Raw genomic sequence first — 19,407 nt, 5'->3', positions numbered from 1 at the left:
CTTGGTGATTTTTTTGGTATAACCTAAGAACGCCTACCCGCATAGCGGGTAGTTTATTGTTTCGTTCGCAAGCGAACTCAACTGACTAAAGTCATCAACAAAAAGGGTAGCACAATAGAAAATCTATTGCACTACCCTTATTTTATTTCCCGTGCCTTCTAATATCCAACACAAACTTTCTAATATTCACAATCAACACAATCCACGCTACAATTGTAAACGCCAACAACACATAATCAACAGTCTTTGATGACGAATCTGCCTTCACGTTCAATTGTGCCGCATTTTTCTTATTCGTAGCATCAGCCGTAGTTTTCGAAGAATTCTCATCAACTCTCACGCAGTTAATCAAAATCCTTCTCGTAAACGGAGGATACATCGGATCACACGACAATATAGTCAGCATATCCTTGCCTTCCACAGGCTTCAACCTATCCCAATCCGACGGACTGATATACTCTCTTCCGACAACCTTGTACGTCAACGTCTTCCCATGATGATGCACATACACCACATCATTCGAATACAATTGACCCACCTTCAGCAACATAATATCTCCGTACCAACCCCTGTGACCTGCAAGCACACTACGTCTGCCCTTACCACCCACAGGAATAGAAGTACCGTCAAGTTGACCGACACCCTTCGCCAAATGATTGTAGCTCGCTCCCAAATAGATAGGCTTCTTAAAATTAATCTTAGGAATTTCCAAGTACCCGAAAATCCCATTCTCATCAATCACCTTGCTACTTTCAAGCTCAATATCTTCCGAATTAAAAGGATCCACGAGACCCGTTTCATCCACATTCACATTCGAATTGTATTTTTCGATTCTTTCGGAAAGCTCAGTTGTCATATCACCTTGACCCTTCAAAAACTCATCCATCTTACTATCTTGTGAGAAAATCTTGTACGACAAATTACTCAAACAAAACGTCAACAACCCAATCCCCACAAACAAAATCACATAACCAAACTTCCTACTTGATCTCATTATTCTTCTTCCTTCTTCTTTGTCTAATGTAATACCACAACAAAATCGCGATAATAATCAGTGAAATAATCAAATAAATCTTGTACTTACCAGTCACTTGACTCACCAAATCCTTCTCCACAGCAGCAGGATTGTATTCAGTACGCTCAGCACGCACCAACAACCTGTGCGAATTAATCATATACGGAGTGCAAGTCAACAACGTACAATAATCCTTGCCCTCCACAACCAAAACCTTGTCGAAATCGCTCGGCTCCACAACGAAAATGTCGATAACCTTGTAAGCCAACACCTCTTTGATATTGTGAATGTAGAACACATCGCCCTTTTTCATCTTATTCAAATCAGTAAACAGCTTAGCAGTAGGAAGACCCCTGTGTGCAGTCAACACAGTGTGTGTACTCTTGCCACCAACAGGAAGAGAAGTTCCCTCCAAGTGACCAACACCCTTTTGCAAAACCTCCTCGCTCGTACCAGCGTAAATCGGCAAATCCTGATTAATCTTCGGAATCTCCACATGGCCAATCTTTTCCTTAACCTCAAGCATCCTCGCATACTCGCTAATCGCATTCTTTTTTTCCTTCTCAGAATAAGGATCCGCAAGCTTACTAGGATCCAAAGTCTTGTTGTATATCTGAGCCAGACGAATTCTCCTGTCAATCTCCTTCTTGTCAATCTTCTTAGCCGTAGTATCAAAATCGTGCACCGCACTATTAGCCTCAATCCTGTAGTACAACCTCGAAATCAAAGGATACATCGCCACAGCAAGCCCCACCAAAAAAATCAACAAATATTTCAAATTTTCCTTTAACTTAGACTTCTTCATGCTTATCCTCTACATCAAGTTCCTTCAATTTCTTTCTCGCCTTACGTTGACGATAAATCAAATACAACAAAATAGCGATAATAACCAAAGAAACATAGAACAAATACCTGTAAATATAACTTGCCTTGTTATCAGCAATCAACGCCTCATCCACAGCAGGAACATAAGGAACCCTGTGACCTCTAACCAAAAGCCTGTGCGAATTAATCATAATAGGAGTACAAGTAAGTAACGTACAATAATCATGCCCCTTCACAATCAACAAATCATTGAAATTCGAAGGCTCCACAATCTTTATCTGATCCACTTGATAAGCCAACGTTCCAAAAATATTATGCACATAAAACTTATCGCCAATCTTCATCATCTTCAAATCAGTAAACAACTTCGCCGTAGGAAGACCACTGTGCGCAGTCAACACCGCATGAGTATTATTCCCACCAATAGGAAGTGAAGTACCCTCCAAGTGACCAATCCCAATCTGCAACACATCCTCGCTCGTACCAGCATACATCGGCAAATCCTGATTAATCTTCGGAATCTCCACGTGACCAATCTTCTCCTTCACCTCAAGCATTCTAGCATAAGCCTTCCTGCCCTCCTCTTGGTTTTTCTTATCGTAAGGATCCTTGCTCACCACATTATTCAACGAATCATTGTAGCCTTTAGCCAAAGCCAACCTCTTGTCCAATTCCTCCTTCGACAAACCCTTCACAGCCTTGTCGAACTCCTTAACCTGATTTGAAGAATCCACCCTATAATACAACCTAGAAATCACAGGATACATCATCACGCCAAATCCCAATAAAAATATTAAAATAAACACAAAATTGTGCTTAATCTTCTTCCACATACCTTCATACCTTTCTCAAAACTCAGATTCCCAAGTCAATTATACCTCAAATAATACAATACAAAAACATATCATACCAAACACAACCAAACCCCCACACAAATACCACACCTTACAAATAGCGGAGCACTTAGCATGAGGGCCTTATTCTACATATAATTATTTTCGATTGTTATTTAATATTCTTATATACTTCCTTGTCATCCTTTGCGATTAACCACTTACCGATGAAAAACATAATCAAACCGCCAACCATACTCATCAAAAATCTAATATCCCCAGTCTTTGGAATCTTACGACGAGTAATATCATCGCCTGGAGTTCTTCTTCTAGTAATAGTATCACTCTTGTTAGTAATGAAAGCAATGGAAATAGTCTTATCATCGGCTTGTTTTTTGATTTCAAATTCCACAGGCTCACTCAATAAAATGAAACCCGCCGGAGCCTTTATCTCAACCAAGTAATACTTACCATAATCCATATCCTCAACAGCAAACTTACCATTGTCAGCACTAGTAACGATATAATCCTTGCCGTCCTTCTTCACAGGCTCAAACTTTCCATCCTTGTTCTTAGTCATAACCTTGAACATCGCACCACCCAAAGGCTTCTTCGCTTCATCAGTCTTCATAAAATCGTGTCTACCCTTGTCCTTGTCAGGAGTCTTGCTGTTCACAACCCTAAGTTCCACCGACTTGTCAGTAATAGTAAACCTAGTGTCCACATTCTTAATCAAATAACCTGCTGGTGCTTCCACCTCTCTGAAAATATAATCGCCACTTTTAATATCGTTGATTATAATCTCACCAGCATCGTTGGAAATATACAACCCATCATCGGATTTTGCCTTATCCTTGGACTTATCTTCCTTTTTTTCTTCCTTGGACTTATCTTCCCTTTTTTTAGACTTCGAATTTTCATAATTGGATTTCTCTGCATTTTCTTCAGATTTCACCTTGGATCTATGATCGTCCTTTGGAGATAATTCAAGCTTATCATTTTCTTTCAAAGTAGCCTTGTTCTTAACCTCAACATACTCGCTGCCTTCTCTTTTAAGTAACTTAAACTTCGCACCCTTCAAAGGATTGCCACTCTCGTCCACCTTCACAAGTCTCACATTCGTAGAAGATTCCTTCGCATGAATAGTCACATTCTTCGAACCATCTTCAAGATCATTTGGAAGGTTAATCAAAGCCGGAACAATATCCTTGTCCCTCTTAATACCAGAAGTATCCCTCATATAGTAAGCACCGGAATTCAACTTATCAAACACAATTTGATTGTCCTTAAACTCCATCACCCTTTTGTCAGAATACTTAGAATTCAACTCTTCAATTGACAACTTGTTAAGCTCACCAAGCTTTTCAGCCTTCTTATCATCGGAAATTTGTTCATCAGACACCTTCCACAACGAAATTTCTCCACGAGCCTCTCCAAGTTTCTTATCCACAGTCACAGTAATGGAGAAAGCTCCCTCAGCAAACGAAGTGCTAGTCATCACCATCGCCACCATTATCATAACCATTAATATCTTTTTTAAAATCTTCATATTATTACCTTCCATTTTTAGTTCTATATTAATATTGTTATATTCTTCTAAAAGTGCAAATACATCACATATTTGCACTTTTAGAAGAAGGAAAATTGCTTTTCCTCTCTTCTTTTAGTTATTATCTAGCTTCAGTTGCTTGTCTTTTTTTGATAGCGATAATAGCTGATGCCATTATTGCAAGACCAATTGCAGTGAAGATTACAGTACCAATACCACCTGTTTGTGGGATAGATACTTTCTTGTTGTTAATTCTCATAGCGTCTGATCCTGCTGCATCATTAACAACCTTATCAGTGCCTTCGTATACAACACTTATACCTTCAAGATTTTTACTATATGATCCTTCTTTTACTTTGAAGGCAAAATTTGCGTTTGTAGGAGTACCATATCCTGCTGGAGCTTTTGTTTCCACTAAAGTATAGTTTTCTCCATATTCGATACCATAAATTTCCACTTGTCCTTTTTCATTAGAGATGAATTTTGCAGCGTCATCTTTCTTTTCAACCCATTCGTAAGTGATATTAGCTGCTTTAAACGCGTTGTCTCTTGCTTCTTTTAATCCCTTAATAGTTTCAGCTGTAACTCCTTCTGGATAAGTTATAACTCCATTTTGTTGAGTTAAATTTGCAACTGCATCTTTATAAGCTTTATCTGCTGCTTTATATGTTGCTATTAAATCTTGAATATTTTTCTTATCTTTTTCTTTTAGATATAAATCTTTATTGTTATCGCCATCTTTTACAGTCTTCTTAACAATAAATTCTGCACCTTTTAATCTTGTTTCATCATTTTGGTCAGCTTTTACAAATTTTCTTCCACCAACAACAACTTTTGGTTCTGTTGGGTTAAGTGGTTTTGGATTAGTAGTGTCTTTATTATTCTTGATTACTGCAACACCATTTTCAAATGATACATATTCTGCTTCATATCCTGATACTTGTTCAACAACTCTGTAAGTTTTAGCATTGTCTAATCCTGTAAATGTGTGTTTGAATGCTTCAGCACTTGTTGCTTCATATGAATCAACATCTTTCCATGTTCCATTTTCTTGTTTTTCTTGAAGTGTAAATAAAGCTTTTACAGTTTTATCAGCTTCTGTAACTTCTTTTCCATCAACTGCCCATGATTTGTCAACTTTAATTTCACCGTTTTTAGGTTTTCCTTCTTTTGGTTCTGACTCTTGACCTGGTTTATTGCTGTAGTCAAGTGCAACATCGTTGGCATCAACTTTTCCAGGTATAGCATTTGCATTAACTGTTGCTGAATATGTTAATGTAATTTCTGTAGCTTTTGTTTTAGCTGCTTCTTCTACTTTTGTAAGTCCTGCATCTGTAAATTTAAGTGTGAAACCTCTGTCAGTGCTTATTACTTTATAATCACCTGGTTCTTGTTCTGATTTAAATTCAGTTAATACAGTAGATCCAAGCTTAACTACTAAGTTTTTATTGTATGTTAGACCTTCTGTCATTTGGTCAGTCCATACTAATTTTTTGTATTTAGCTTCTACTGGAATTTGTGTTTTTACTTCGTAAGGAACTGTCTTACCAAGTTCTACTTTTGCAGTTGCTTTTTCTTTACCAGAGTTTTCGTATTTTGCACCATCGTTTTGGTTTTTATTTTTGTCTTCAACTGTTCCTAAACCATTGTTAGATGCAAAGTTCTTGTCGATTTGTGGCTTATCTTCAACGTTCTTTGGATAAACGTGAGCTTCTTTTACGTCATTTAGTGGTAATGTAATTACAACTGGAACAGCTAACATTTTTGTAAGTGTTTCTCCATCTTTACCTACATATTTTGATAAGCTATGAATTTCATAGATTTTATAAGTTCCAGCTTTAAGTCCTGATGTAGTAAATTCTTTACCATTTTCTGTTGTTAAGCCAGCTAATGCACCTTTTAAGTCAGTTTCTTTAATACCTTCTGGTAACTTATTATTAGTTATTGTAATTTCTTTTCCGGCTTTTTTGATTGTTTCACCATTTGCATTAATAATTTGGTCATTATTATTTGTCCATACAAAATATACATCTTTGATTTCTTTAGCTGTATTAACATTTGCTTTTAAATTAAGTTTTTGACCAACGTACTTGTTTTCACCTGTTAAACCTTCAATTTGTTTCTTGATATCTTCTGCAGTATATTTTTTTTCTGCAGTATTGTTAGGAATAAGCTTGTGAACTGTAACTTTTTCTGTAGTTTGTGTAAGTTCTGGCTCAGCAGCACTAGCTATCAATGGGGTGAATACGCCAACCATCATCGCTAATGCTATGATTAGTGATAAAAATCTTTTTTTCATAATATAACTCCTTTATATTTTTTATAATCATTTGCTTTTCGCAAATTATTACCTTACCCTTGCCCCCTTGGGCACTTTCCTCCTAGACTTCTGCCTTCCAACCCTTCTGGTTTCTTCAGCTTCGCCTACTTCGCAGACCTCTCAGTCTGATTTCTATAATCTATCCCTTTTATCAGAACTTCGATTAGTTTGTTTACTATTATTCTTTCATTTAGAATAAACATCCAAGCATCTTGAGACTCCAGGGACTTGGCTTGTCGCCTCATCCCCTGTCTCTCTTTAGTCCATTTACGGAGGGTACCTCATCTTTTGATTAACCTCAATCATGATAACGCACTCTCTCTTCTCTTACGTCTGTACTTGTAGTACGCCGTAGTCATTATCACAGCACCCGCTACAAGGAATCCAATAATACCCCATCCACCTGTATGAGGGAATAGTGATTTGTGGTTTACAACTTCTATCGGTTTGTTGTCCTTCTTTTCGACGTATCCTGGATGGTCACTTGGCGTATTGTCGTCCACTTGAGCTTTGTTATCTTTTACTTTAATTTTGCCATCTAAATACGAGAACTCTTTTACATAGCCTCTTGGTGTTATATAACCACTCGGCGCTTTTGTCTCTTTGATAGCGTAGTAGCCTTCTGCATCTAGTTTAAAGTCTAGAAGTCCATCTGTTCCTGATTTAAATGTGTCAACTTTGGTAAATCCAGCCGGAGCTGTGTCGCCAGCTTTTTTGACCAATCTTTCAGTATCCTTTTCGTTAACCTTCTTTTCATATAGGTCAAGCTTTTCGTATTGATTGTTGTCTATTTTGTCTTTGTAATGAACTTCAAACTCAGCACCTTTAAGTGCAAACTCTTTATTAGTTGCATCAACTTTTTTGAATTGTATTCTATCAACGAGTTTTTCATTGACTATCTTGCCCATGTTCTTGGCAGTGGCGCTTGTTACGAAGTCCACTAGCTTACCATCTTTTTCTGATGTGGATTTTTCTGGAACGTATTGGTAAACACCATTTGCCTTATCATATTCTAGTGAGATGTAACCACTTGATCCATCAACGATTTTAATTTGCTTGATAGGATATCCGTGACCATCTGCTGTTACGATAATTAAATCATTTAGATTAACTATGGCATTTGTAGTTGGGTTTACAATTTGACTATCCTTAATGCTAATTTTCTTTGAATCCACACTGCTTACTTTTATGATTTTATTAGCATCATCTGGATTAACCATACTTAAGTCGCTCAATTTATAAGCTTTAGTATCAGTTTCAGCAAATTTAACATTAATAGATTTGATATCGACAACATCTCCACTCTCTGGATCTACAATCTTACCAGAATTTGTCTTAATTGTTTCGACTGTGAAGTATAGTAGTGGTCCATTAATTGGTTTATAACCTTCTGGAGCTTTTACTTCCATAAGTCTATATCTACCTGGTTTTAGTCCTCTAAATCCAAAGTATCCGTTAAAAGCAGATGATACGTTGGAACCTTCTACATCTTTGTAATCATTGATTACGAATTCTTGAAGTTTGAATACTGCTCCTTCAAGTCTTCTCTTTGTAACTTCTTCACTATTTACATCTTCATCTTTATCATTACGACCATGTTTTGAGAAAGTGATGTTATAAGTTTCTTCGTCATTGACTATATCCATTCCTTCTGGACCAACTTGAGTCTTCTTAGTAGAAGTATAGAGTGGTTTTATGCTTATGCTTGTTGTAACTGAATCAATTGTTTTATCTTCAGTACCATTAGGCACTGCAACTATACCAGCATTTCTTTTATTTCCATATCTATCAGTAAATTCCTTGCTCAACCAGTTAGGATATTTTTGTCTGCTTGGTTGTGATGCTCCCCATGGAGTAGTAGTACCTTTTTTGTGAAGAACTCCACCTACATAAGTGTCTTCTTCGTAGACAGAACCAAAAGATTCTGCCCCTCCTTGGTAGGATCCACCAAGTTTAAAGTGTTGAGTATTATCTTGATTGAAACCATCTGCTTGCCAGAAGTATCTTGGTGTCATGAAGTCTATATCCATTTCTATTTTGCCAATATCTTCTTTTGTTATATTGTCATCGTAGAAGCCTTCGACATCAATGTAATAAACGCCTGGGTCAAGGTTTAATTGGTCTTCGTCAAAGCCCCAGTCAAATGGTCTCCATCTAGCAGTGTTTACTACTGATACATCATCGTTTGCTATAGTATAGTTTTTGAAGATGTCATTAAGTTTTGCATCAGTTGGACTATCAGCTAATCCCTTTATCTCATAAGTTGATCTATAGGCAGTCTTTACACCATATTTTCCTTCATAACCAATTTTTGGTGGTTGACCTGGAGCATCCAATTCTTCTCTTTTTATTACTGGTTTGATTTGAACATTGACAGGTTTCTTGTAAGCTCTTGTATCGATATAGATTCTTTGGATATAAGTCTTACCTTCTGTATTGATATTAGTCATACGAGCTGCGTATTTAATACCGCTATTAGTTGTTTTTATTCCAGTAATATTTCCAGAATTATCCAAAGACTTGTCAGAGCTTACGAAAGAGTTTGGTGTTTCATCTGGTCCTTGGTATTCTGCCTTCAATTGGTTAGTAGTAGTGTCTTCATATACATGAATCTTCCAAGGAGCTTGAGCTTTTTTGTAGCCTGATGGAGATTCTGTTTCTTCTAATACATAGTAACCTGGTTGTAAGGCTAGTGTTTGTTCTTCACCATTCTTGTCAGTAAATACCAACTTACCATCTTTGCCAGAGATACCATCTATTTTTGTAAATGTAGTATCTTCTGTTTTATAATTTTCATCTGTTTTCTTTAAAGTAAACTTACCACCTTCAAGAGGTCTACTATTAGAATCTCTCTTGAATATTTTAAGGTCAAGACCTGTTTGTTTATTGGTGATTTTTAGTAATTCACCATCACTTGGTATAGCAATTTCGCCTTCTTTTGGTCCTGTTATTTCTTTTTCTTTAAAGGAAGCAGCAATACTTACAGGTTGATCTGGCATTGTAAACTTATAGTTTCCTTGAGCGTCTTTTGTTATAGGATTTCCATTATAAGTTAGGCTTGCTAGTTCGTAGTAATCATTTGGATTTACACTTACTGTAACTTCTTCTCCATTTGTTGCACTAGCTGCTACACCAACACTACCATTTTGTGATGGCTCTATACTTATTGGATAAACATTCTTTGGTTTTTCCTTAAATATAGCTGTAACTGTAACATTAGATTTTGGCATTGTAAATTGATTATTTTCATTTACTGTTACCGGATTATTACTAGCATCTTTTACTTCAAATTTATCTAATAGATATCCATCACTTGGAGTTGCAGAAAGTGAAACAGTGTATCCTGCTTTTGCACTTGTTGGATTCGCAGTAATAGTTCCACCAGTTATATTTTGAGCAACTTGGACCTCATAGCTTGGTCGTTCGTCTACAAAGTGAGCTGTAAGTGCCATACTATAGGCTGGCATTGTAAATTGATTATTTTGATCTAAGGCTAGAGTTTGTTCATCTCCATTATTATCGTTATAAGTTATCTTTTCTAACTTATAGCCAGTTTCTGGTTTAACAGTTATTGTAACTTTATCTCCAGCTTTTAGATTACTATTTGGACTTGCTGTGATAGAACCATGGTCTACAGTTTGTGTCCATACTGAATATAATTTTGCTTTAAATGTAGCAGATACTGCAACATTACTTGCTGGCATAGTGAATGAATATTTTCCATCTGCCACCTTACTTGTTACATCAACTCCAGCTACTGTTAATTTTTCAAGTTGGTATCCATTATCTGGGCTTACAGTTAATGTGATATTTTCGCCTTGCTTAATTCCAGTAGTTTTATTTACTGTAACACTTCCATTTGCTCCATTAGTAATATTGAGATTAAATGATGAAACTAGGTTTTTGTTTATTGAGGCTTCCTTATCATATGAGTCAGCAATCCATAGACTTGAAATATCACCCCAAGGACCTGAGCCCCTAGAATAAATATAGTCAACACCTAAGCCTACTCCATATTGATTATTATATGGTGTTTCTATTTCAACATATAAAGGTCCTCTAATTGTCGCTGGAATTTCAGACTTAATCCTTTGTTTCTTGCCAGATGGTGTTGGATAAGTTTGTGTGCAAGCTTTTGTAACATCTTTTAATTTTATAGGATTATCCAAAGTTGATTTAGGATCTACTGTATAAATTTTATAAGTAGTCTTTCCACCATCATTTAAACTTATGCCATAATCTTCTGGTTCTCTATGGAATTGAACTTCTCTTTTTGAATTAGAATCTCCGTCTTTTAATAAGAAAACTTGTCTAAACTTCTTATCAACTTTATTAATTTCAGTGATTTTTGTGCTTGCTAAGTCCTTGTTTTGAATTTTTTCTCTTCTTCCATTAGAAGCACTTGGGTCAACTTTTTGCCAATCATTTGCTCCTTGTAGGGCAACTGGTATTGATTCATCTGATATTTCTAATCCACCATTGTTTGCCAATGCTACTGTTTCTCCTCTGAAGAATTCGTTCATTGACATCAATGTTGGAGTATCCAATAGATTACTGTTGTATCCATATGCTACTGAATTTTGTCTATCTTTTAGTAGTGTTCCAATTCCTGCTGCTCTAATAAGCATATTAGAGTTGGAATTTGGATTAATAAGCTTTGTATTTTCTTCTGTAACACCTGTTTTCTTATTAACCTTGATATACTTTTCACCGTTAGAAGTTATTCTTACTGTCCAATCTACGTTTGATTTTTCGTAACCTGGTGCAGGTTCGATTTCTTCTAGTTTGTAGATTCCTGGTCTTAGTTTGTCGAATGAAATTATACCGTCTTTTCCAGTTGTAATTTCTCTTTCTTCTCCACCTTCGCCAGGTCCAGTTAATCTAAACTTAGCACCTTCGATTGCTTTTGTATTATCATTATCTTTTACTTTTTTAAGTTTAAAGTCAAATGTTTTGAACTCATTTGTTACATCTAAGGAGCCTTCGGATACATAAGATCCTACGATATTTCCATCATCTGATACTACAGGAGATGCTTCTTTGATTACACTTGCTCTTTCGTAGTAGTCGCTCTTCCAGTATGTTGTACCATTTTCAGTCCAGTCCATACCAGTACCGACTCCACCAGACTCTTCCTTATATGGAACTTTTACATCAATAACAAGTGGTTTGTCAGTTGCTGGCAAAGTAAGTTTTAGTCTTTGAGGTTCACCAAATCGTGAATTGTCTGTGTCTTTTGTAACCCCACTTTTGATTTCTGTTGCACCATATTCTGCAAGTCTGATGTCTGATATTACTCCTGTTACAGCTTTATTAAGTTTAAATACTTGGTAAACTTCGTCACCCTTATACCAGTCCATGTTTGGATATTCTGGCAATTCTCTGTGAATTGTTGCAGAAGTTGCACCTATATTAGCTGCTTCTGGGTTTACTACATATCTTTGGATGACGTATTTTTCATCTCTATTGATACCGACAATTCTTGTACCAAGCTTAAATGGATCTACGTTATTTCCAGTCCAGCCTGTGTATCTGTTGTCGTACAATTGCCAACCATCAAGGGATCTTCCTGCAACGTCTACCCAGTTTACTCCATTTTGTTCTAGGATTGAGTTTAATTGAGATGTTGTGTCAGAATTTTTTCTATAGTTATAGACTTTTTTATTTCCATCCTTGTCTATTACAAGAACCCATTTTTTGTCAAGTTTATTGTAGCCTTTTGGAGCTTCAGATTCTTCTATAATATAGGTTCCTTGAGTTAGATCTGTGAATTCTACAAGACCATTAGTGTTAGATTCGCCATTTTTAATAACTTTAGTACCTTCTTTGTTTTTTATGACAAATTTAGCACCTTGAAGTGGTTTCCCGTCAGAATCTTTCTTGTAAACATGGAACTCTGCTCCACTTGGTTTGTTGGAAACTGGCATGATGATAATATTTTCGTTGTTTCCAAAATATGACTCATCAGATCCAGCTAAACCTACTTGCGTAATTCTAACTGATCCGTCTGAATAAACAGTTACTGTCCATCTTTTTTCTGACTTGATAAAGTCTTTTGGAGCCTTGGTTTCTTTTAGTGTGTATGAGCCAGGAGCAAGATTTGTGAAGCTAAGTTCACCCTCATTATCTGAAGTTCTATAGATGGTATTATTGTTAGCATCTATTAATTCAAATGTAGCTCCAGCAAGTTTGCTATTATCAGATTGGCTTGATTTTATTATCTTAAACTGTCCTGCTGTGTATTTCTTGTTTATTACACCGACATCTTCTTTGTAATATTTTGGAGTTTCTCCACCAGTTTGGTCACCTTTTGCAAAACTTTTGTTAGCTCCACTTGCGAAGGCTGATTTTAGGTTGCCGTTGTTCATAACAAAGGCTCTCCATTTATTATTGAAAGCATCTATATCTGGAATCTTAAACCTTTGCTCAATAACATAACCTTCACCATTATTAATGCTAGGCATTTTAATTTTAAGTGGTTGATTTTTATTGTCTATAAGTTTTCCATTTGGATTAATTTGGCTCTTATCATAAATCAATGTAATACCATTTTGTGATATTGTCGCATTTTGACTTGGATCAACTGAAGCATTGAAAACTGGTCTGTAAATATTAGGATTTTGTTCTGCATTGTAGCCCATTGACAATGGCATGTAGTCGTTAACCAGTATATCATTATTAATTGATCTAACATTTGGTTCAGTACGATAGATTTTTACCCTATCTAGCACTTGTCTTGGTTCAGTACCTTCTCCTGTCCAATTGGCAATGTTTCCGCCTTGGAATTTAGTTGTTATCCAGTTATAGTTAAGAGTTTTAGGTTTAACATTTTTATATGGATTTCTATCACCTATTACGTTGTAGTAGGATATTACATCTACATAATACTGTCCATTTTCTTCATAGATTTCTCTGAAGTAATAGTTTTGTACAGGTTGATTGTTTCCTGAATCGTAGGAGTCAAAGAAGGCCTCTATGTTTTTGTCATATTTTTGACCTGATATACCTGTTTGGTTTGGTTGTACAGTTATAGTAAATGGATAAGTTCCCGTATTTTTGGCATAATATTTACTTGGTATCATACCTATAAGGTCAATAGTAGCTGTAGCCGCTCCACCATCAGTCTTATCATTAAACACATAAGTTAATAAATTAGTTTCATAGTTAAAATATGGATCTGCTACATCTTTTCCATTTATTCTAAGCTTAGGGAATCCTGTAAAATATTGAGTGAAGTCAAGGTTAGGGTCAAATTGTATTTCAAATCTATCACCTCTACCTGAGCTAGATAAGGTAATATCTGCGTGATATTTTAAAGATTCGTATCTGTAAGCTTCCCATACCTTTGGTCTTTCACCACGACTGTAGGCTTGTCCTTCGTTGTAGTCAAGCCATTGGTTTACACTAGTTACTATATTGTCACTAGTTCCACCAATTTCTTTTCCCTTTTCTATAAAGTAATCTTGACCTGGTTGTGGTGTAGCTGATGAGTTTTCAAAACGAGCCTTGTAGCTTACTTCTTTAGATTCGTTAACTTCTACTTCAAAGTAGACTCCGTTTTTCTCGTATCCATCTGGAGCTTTAACTTCGTAGATAGTGTATTTTCCTTCTGGATGTTCTCCAAAGCTTGCTTTACCATCTTTATCAGTAAAGACATTCTTAATAGTGTTTCCTTCGCTATCTTTTAATACAAATTCAGCTCCAGCAAGTCTCTCTCTTGCCATCAGTAAAAGTATCTGCAAATTTTACAATTTCTATTGGTTTTTTCTCAAATGGAGTATTTTTAATAGTTATTGTTGGCTTATCATCTGCACTGCTTGTATTTTTGCTTAATCTTACAACTTTTTGTATGCTTGCTTGATTTGCTGTATCTTCATTAGTCAACCAATCATAATATAAGTTTGCTGAACTATTTGTTCCAATATTAGCCTTAACCTTTACCAAGAATCCCCAGTCGCCTGCAAATCTTTCTTTTGGGAAGTAGATTTGATAACCTGTTCTTCCTGTGTAATCATCTGGCTTATTAGGAGTACCTGTAATCTTATAGTTGTGGTTAGCATTTATTACGTTATTTTCAAGGTTCAATGTGTTTGCACTTTGTGCTTCCATTGCAGATTTTACATTTGCTCTATTTCCTGGTCCTACGTCGTATGCTGTTACTTCTGTAATATTTACATCTGGTATAGAAATATCAAGTCTTGTATTTCTATCAGTTTGTCCACCTTGTCTTGGAGCTATTGGTTTTAGATATAGGTAGAATTCTACATCTCCATTACCAGCAACTTTTCCATAATGCATAGAATTCATGTAGTCTGGCCAACTTGGATACTTGTTGTGTTCTACTACTTCTGTTTTTCCTGCTGCTTGTGAGAAGTCGACGTTTTTACCAGATACATTAACTTCACCAGTATCTGATATATTTATTTTCTTTTCTTCACCATCTAGTTTGTAGCCGTTTGGAGCTTTTGTTTCTTTAAATGTATAAGTTCCTGGTGGGATGTTTGTAAATGTAGCTTCACCATTAGCATCTGTCACTACACTTACTCCAGATCCCAATAAGTGGAAGCTTGCTCCTTGAAGTTTCTTGCCAGTTTTGCTGTCTACTTTTACAATTTTAAAAGTAGCTGGCTTCTTATTATCTATCTCCATTAGTGAGTTTAAAATGAAGTGGTTCTTGTCATTGTAATTGTAGTAACTTGTGTTTTCGTTATATTTATATTGTTTGTTGTCTATAGTTACATTTTTTTCAGGGAAAGTTTGCTTTATTTTATGATCAATAAAACTAGCTTCGCCTTTTTCATTTATATTCCAATATTTAACATTAGGAACTGTGAAGGATCTTTGTTTAGCATTTTCTTCATTTACATGAACACTTCCTAAATTATTTCCACTTTTGTCAACAACATTTATGTCTTGAGCTGGCATTTTTTCGTAGCCTTGTGGAAGGTTCCAATGTTGGTCGATAGGAAGGTCTCTGTATCTTGATATTGAAACTCCTGACATAGTGTAAGAATTTGGTGTGTTTGTATTATCAACATCGTGTGTGAATTGATATACGCCAATGTTACCTACAGCTTGAGTTCCCTCTGGGTCTTTTTCTTTAGCTGGAATAGAAGTTAAGCTTTTTTCTTGTTTCTTTACTATCATCATACCAGTAGTTGGATCTACACCATAAACTACTCTCTTACCGGATTTTATATTTGCTCCTTCAAGAGTTCTAGTTTCTAAAGGTAGACCTTTATTTTTATCTAATGTACACACTCCATCTGTTATAGTCCATTGAGCACTTGTATTTGATAAAAATTTTCCTTCTATAGTAGTACGATTGTTTATACCTACTCTTGTAGGTGTGACTTGTTCTACTTTGTCCTTTGGATATCCCTTATCCATAACACTTCTAACTGCACCAACATATGGCTGACCATCAGTTACATCTTTAGTTAGGACAGTAGATATATCTAAAACATAAGCTGCTTGTTTATTGCTTATAGGAGTATAAATACTATACTTATAGGATTTTGTTGATTGATTTATCACAGAGTGCTTTGAATCAACTATTCCTGTTTTGCCTTTTATGGCATCATTATCTTGGATTTTTTCAGTAGAATCACTTGAAGTTATGCTTTTAATTTCTTTAAGTCCTGAACCTTCTACTAGAGTGAAGTTCATCTTCATTCCTAGGTCATTTTTTAAATCCTTACTAGATTCAATTTCTACTACCCAGTTTATTCCAACCATTTCCCCGTTTTCTATTACTGGATTTCCCACTGAGTCAATATCTAATCTATAATTTTTACTTGAGTCAACTATTTGGGTTACGTCGTCTCTTCCAGGTTCTATAATTGATCCAGCTGGATTACCGTTCTTGTCAACTTTTTGTGGTACTAGGTCTTTTGGTGGATTGTTTACTCCGATACCAGTTACCTTGTTGATTACTGTAAATGTTCCATCATCGTCAAGAGTAATATTACCTATATTATAATCTACAGGTATATTTAAAGGTACTTGGATATTTTGGTCAATATTTTTTGTTAAAGTGTAAGTTATTGTGTTATTAGTTGAATTATAACTTGGAGTTGCTATAACTTCGTCGTTGTATTTTATAGATGGAAGAGTTGATTTATCGTTTACGGTAAGTTTTTTATCCAAATGGATTGTGAAAGATTGTCCTGCTTGAACTGGTCCATTTTTATTTGAAATATCATACCTAGTAATGATAGTAAACTTCTTACCATCGAGATTAAGGTTGTTGGTTCCCGTGTCTGCAAACACATGTGGGTTGAAGTTCTTGTCTGCATCTCTTTCGATCAATGCTTTGAGTGCATCTTTGTTATCGTCCATTAGTTTTGCTTGTTCTTCTTTTGTTAGGTGATATTTTGCTTCAAAGCTTGATAATAATGCTTGAACTTCTTTTAATCCGTTGGCTTTTACTGATAGGATTGCTTTTAGTTCACGGTCTGCTTTTTGTAGGTTTGAAAATCCGAAGAATTCTTTGATACCTTCTAATAGTCCTTTTGTTTCTTTGCTGACTTCTTTGTTGTCAGTCTTTTTGTTATTGTCTTTTTTATTATTAGCATCTTTTTTGTCTTCTGATTTTTTGTTTTCTTCTTTTCTTTCTTTTAATGCTTTGTCAAATTCTTCTGCTTTTTGTTTTCTTTCTTCTGGTGTTGCAGGTTCTGATTTGACTTCTTCTTTTGTTTCCTTCTTCTTTATAATAGGTTCTTCTTCTTGGTTTTCTTCTGTGTCTTTTTCAAGTCCAAGAAGTTTTTTGTTTTCAGAATCTTTCTTTGCTTTTTCTTCAGCGGCTCTTTTGGTTTCTGCTTCAGCTTGTTCTTTTGCAAGTTGTTCTTGTTTTGCTTTTGCTTCAGCTTCGGCTTTTGCCTTTGCATCAGCTTCTTGTTTTGCTTTTTCGTCAAGCGCTTTTTGTTCTTCTGTTTTCTTAGCTTCTTCTGCTTTTTTCTTGTCTGCTTCTACTTTTGCTTTAGCGTCTGCCTCTTCTTTTGCTTTGGCATCAGCTTTGGCTTTTTCTTCGGCTTTTTTCTTCGCTTTTTCGTCAGCTTCTTGTTTTGCCTTTGCATCAGCTTCTGCTTTTGCTTTCGCAACTTCTTTTTTGTGTTCTATTGATGATGTTACTTCAGCTGATAATTGTTCTGTTTGGTAGACGCTGTAAGTTCTATCATCTAATATAGCTGCGAATAGGTCTGCTGTTTGTTTTACTTCAAGTGGATTGTTTTTATCTTTATTAAGAGCTATTGTTGTAAGCTTTGTGTCAACAGCTTTGTCAACTTTGAAGTCGAAGATGTAAGTACGGTTGTGTTTGTCACCTTGTGGTACTTCGCCGTCTTGTTGAAGTCTACGTTCTTCTGCAAGTTGAAGTCTGTGTTGTTCTGTTGTTTTGTCGTTTTCAGGAAGTTTGTTGTACAATCCTTCTTTGTCAAAATCAAATTCTGGAACAACTTTTAGGCTGTATACTTTGTAGTCGTCTCCAAAGTTTTCCTTGTCAGCTTGTGGTACGTAGTTGTTGTGGATTCTGTATTTTCCATCTTCTTGTACTACGGATACATCTAAGCTCAATCCTTGATCTTTGAGTGATTTGTCCACTCTGTCGAATTCTTTGTGAGCCTCTTCTACTGTATCAAATGTCCTTTCGTCATAAAGACTAAAATCCTTTCTAACTAATAGTTTGATGTTAGAATTGGTGTTCGTGGCGTTCAATACAAACTTGACGTTCGTATCTGTGTCCAGATTCTTGTCATCAATTACGGTAGCGAGGTTCAATGAAAAGTTGGCGTAAGTATCCTGTTTCAAGGTCTCGAGCTTTTGTATTACGTATCTCTTGTCGAGCTCTTCCTCCTTAGCAAATGATGTGATTGCTGGCATACACGATTGTATGAACATCAGCATTACCATGACTAACGCGGTTAGTCTATCAAATATTTTTTTCATTTTAACCTCCCAATTTACTTGATTTTTATTTGAAATGTTAGTAATTTGATATTTATTATACTAATTTTATTCTCTACTACTTTACATGCATTTAGATTAAAAAACTACAAACTTTCAGTTAGTTAATGCATATCGTTTGCACTTATCCTCTTAACAGAAAGAAAGAATCAGCCCAACATGTCTGATGAATGATGTTGCCTGACTCAGTTAGTTCTAAATAAAATGCATTGCTTTTTATATCCATTATAATTACGTATGCTTCTGTTTTTATGTACTTTGTCTTTGCATGTATTATATATGGATAAATACTATCATACTATATAGAAAATGTCAATTTACATGATTTGTTCAAATTTTTTTAAAGTGATTTTATTGTTATATCATAAAAATCAATTTATGTTTTTAACTATTTATTTTATTATATGACATTATTTGTTGTTTATTTGTCTTTTTATTCTCTTGTTAAATATTATATACTGCGTTTAGTGAAATATTTTGTGTATATTCAGTTTATTGGAACATTTTTGTTCATATTTTATTTTTATTTTTAGTATAATGTAGCGTAAATTTTTTTGGAATTTTTTTATATTTTTTTTGGAAATTTATCAGATAGTATTGAATTACCAACGTTTTCAAAAGTAACATTTTGACATTTTAGCTTGAAATGTGTGAAAAATATGTGGAAAATTAAAAAATTTTAATTTTTCGAAAAAATATTTAAAAGACGAAAAGAAACAGGAGATTGTTTGATCAAACTTTGTGGTGTGAAAGTATACTGTGAGCAAATTTAAAATAAAAAAAGACTACAGATTCGCAATTGAATCTATAGTCTTGGCGAACGATAGAGGATTCGAACCCCCGACCTTCTGGTCCGTAGCCAGACGCTCTATCCAGCTGAGCTAATCGTTCATATACAACA

At 35.3% G+C, this 19,407-nt stretch carries 7 protein-coding genes and 1 tRNA gene; all 8 read right to left on the bottom strand.

Annotated features, from left to right (window positions below):
* Positions 1-142 precede the first annotated feature (142 nt).
* The 8 genes from KHW44_RS01105 to KHW44_RS01070 all read right to left on the bottom strand — a co-directional run bounded on the left by KHW44_RS01105 (position 143) and on the right by KHW44_RS01070 (position 19,397).
* Positions 143-994 (bottom strand): class C sortase, encoded by an 852-nt coding sequence (locus tag KHW44_RS01105; RefSeq protein WP_304064871.1) that lies wholly within the window; start codon positions 992-994, stop codon positions 143-145.
* Positions 981-1,820, bottom strand: a complete 840-nt coding sequence (locus tag KHW44_RS01100) for a class C sortase (RefSeq protein ID WP_304064868.1) — start codon at positions 1,818-1,820, stop codon at positions 981-983. The genes KHW44_RS01105 and KHW44_RS01100 overlap by 14 nt, the downstream gene beginning before the upstream one ends.
* Positions 1,807-2,673, bottom strand: a complete 867-nt coding sequence (locus KHW44_RS01095) for a class C sortase (protein WP_304064865.1) — start codon at positions 2,671-2,673, stop codon at positions 1,807-1,809. The genes KHW44_RS01100 and KHW44_RS01095 overlap by 14 nt, the downstream gene beginning before the upstream one ends.
* Positions 2,674-2,845: 172 nt before the next feature.
* Complete coding sequence (locus KHW44_RS01090; RefSeq protein WP_304064862.1) at positions 2,846-4,222, bottom strand: collagen binding domain-containing protein; 1,377 nt, start codon at positions 4,220-4,222, stop codon at positions 2,846-2,848.
* 121 nt (positions 4,223-4,343) lie between these two features.
* Positions 4,344-6,521, bottom strand: coding sequence for an isopeptide-forming domain-containing fimbrial protein (locus KHW44_RS01085; protein ID WP_304064860.1), 2,178 nt, complete (start codon positions 6,519-6,521; stop codon positions 4,344-4,346).
* A gap of 323 nt (positions 6,522-6,844) precedes the next feature.
* Entirely contained in the window at positions 6,845-14,266 is a 7,422-nt protein-coding gene (locus tag KHW44_RS01080) for a SpaA isopeptide-forming pilin-related protein (RefSeq protein WP_304064857.1), read from the bottom strand.
* Entirely contained in the window at positions 14,238-18,488 is a 4,251-nt protein-coding gene (locus tag KHW44_RS01075; RefSeq protein ID WP_304064854.1) for a SpaA isopeptide-forming pilin-related protein, read from the bottom strand. Before KHW44_RS01075 ends, KHW44_RS01080 begins: the two co-directional genes overlap by 29 nt.
* An 832-nt stretch (positions 18,489-19,320) precedes the next feature.
* A tRNA-Arg gene (locus KHW44_RS01070) sits at positions 19,321-19,397 on the bottom strand.
* Between the last annotated feature and the right edge of the window lie 10 nt (positions 19,398-19,407).

This window comes from Finegoldia magna, assembly GCF_018371055.1.
GTDB lineage: Bacteria > Bacillota > Clostridia > Tissierellales > Peptoniphilaceae > Finegoldia > Finegoldia magna_I.
The sequence above is the reverse complement of the archived record's forward strand: the minus strand, read 5'-3'. Positions and strand labels throughout refer to the sequence as shown.

What these genes read in the sequence shown, in the direction of transcription:
- KHW44_RS01105 (WP_304064871.1), bottom strand. Translation starts at nt 994, where the DNA reads ATGAGATCAAGTAGGAAGTTTGGTTATGTGATTTTGTTTGTGGGGATT.
- KHW44_RS01100 (WP_304064868.1), bottom strand. Translation starts at nt 1,820, where the DNA reads ATGAAGAAGTCTAAGTTAAAGGAAAATTTGAAATATTTGTTGATTTTT.
- KHW44_RS01095 (WP_304064865.1), bottom strand. Translation starts at nt 2,673, where the DNA reads ATGTGGAAGAAGATTAAGCACAATTTTGTGTTTATTTTAATATTTTTA.
- KHW44_RS01090 (WP_304064862.1), bottom strand. Translation starts at nt 4,222, where the DNA reads ATGAAGATTTTAAAAAAGATATTAATGGTTATGATAATGGTGGCGATG.
- KHW44_RS01085 (WP_304064860.1), bottom strand. Translation starts at nt 6,521, where the DNA reads ATGAAAAAAAGATTTTTATCACTAATCATAGCATTAGCGATGATGGTT.
- KHW44_RS01080 (WP_304064857.1), bottom strand. Translation starts at nt 14,266, where the DNA reads ATGGCAAGAGAGAGACTTGCTGGAGCTGAATTTGTATTAAAAGATAGC.
- KHW44_RS01075 (WP_304064854.1), bottom strand. Translation starts at nt 18,488, where the DNA reads ATGAAAAAAATATTTGATAGACTAACCGCGTTAGTCATGGTAATGCTG.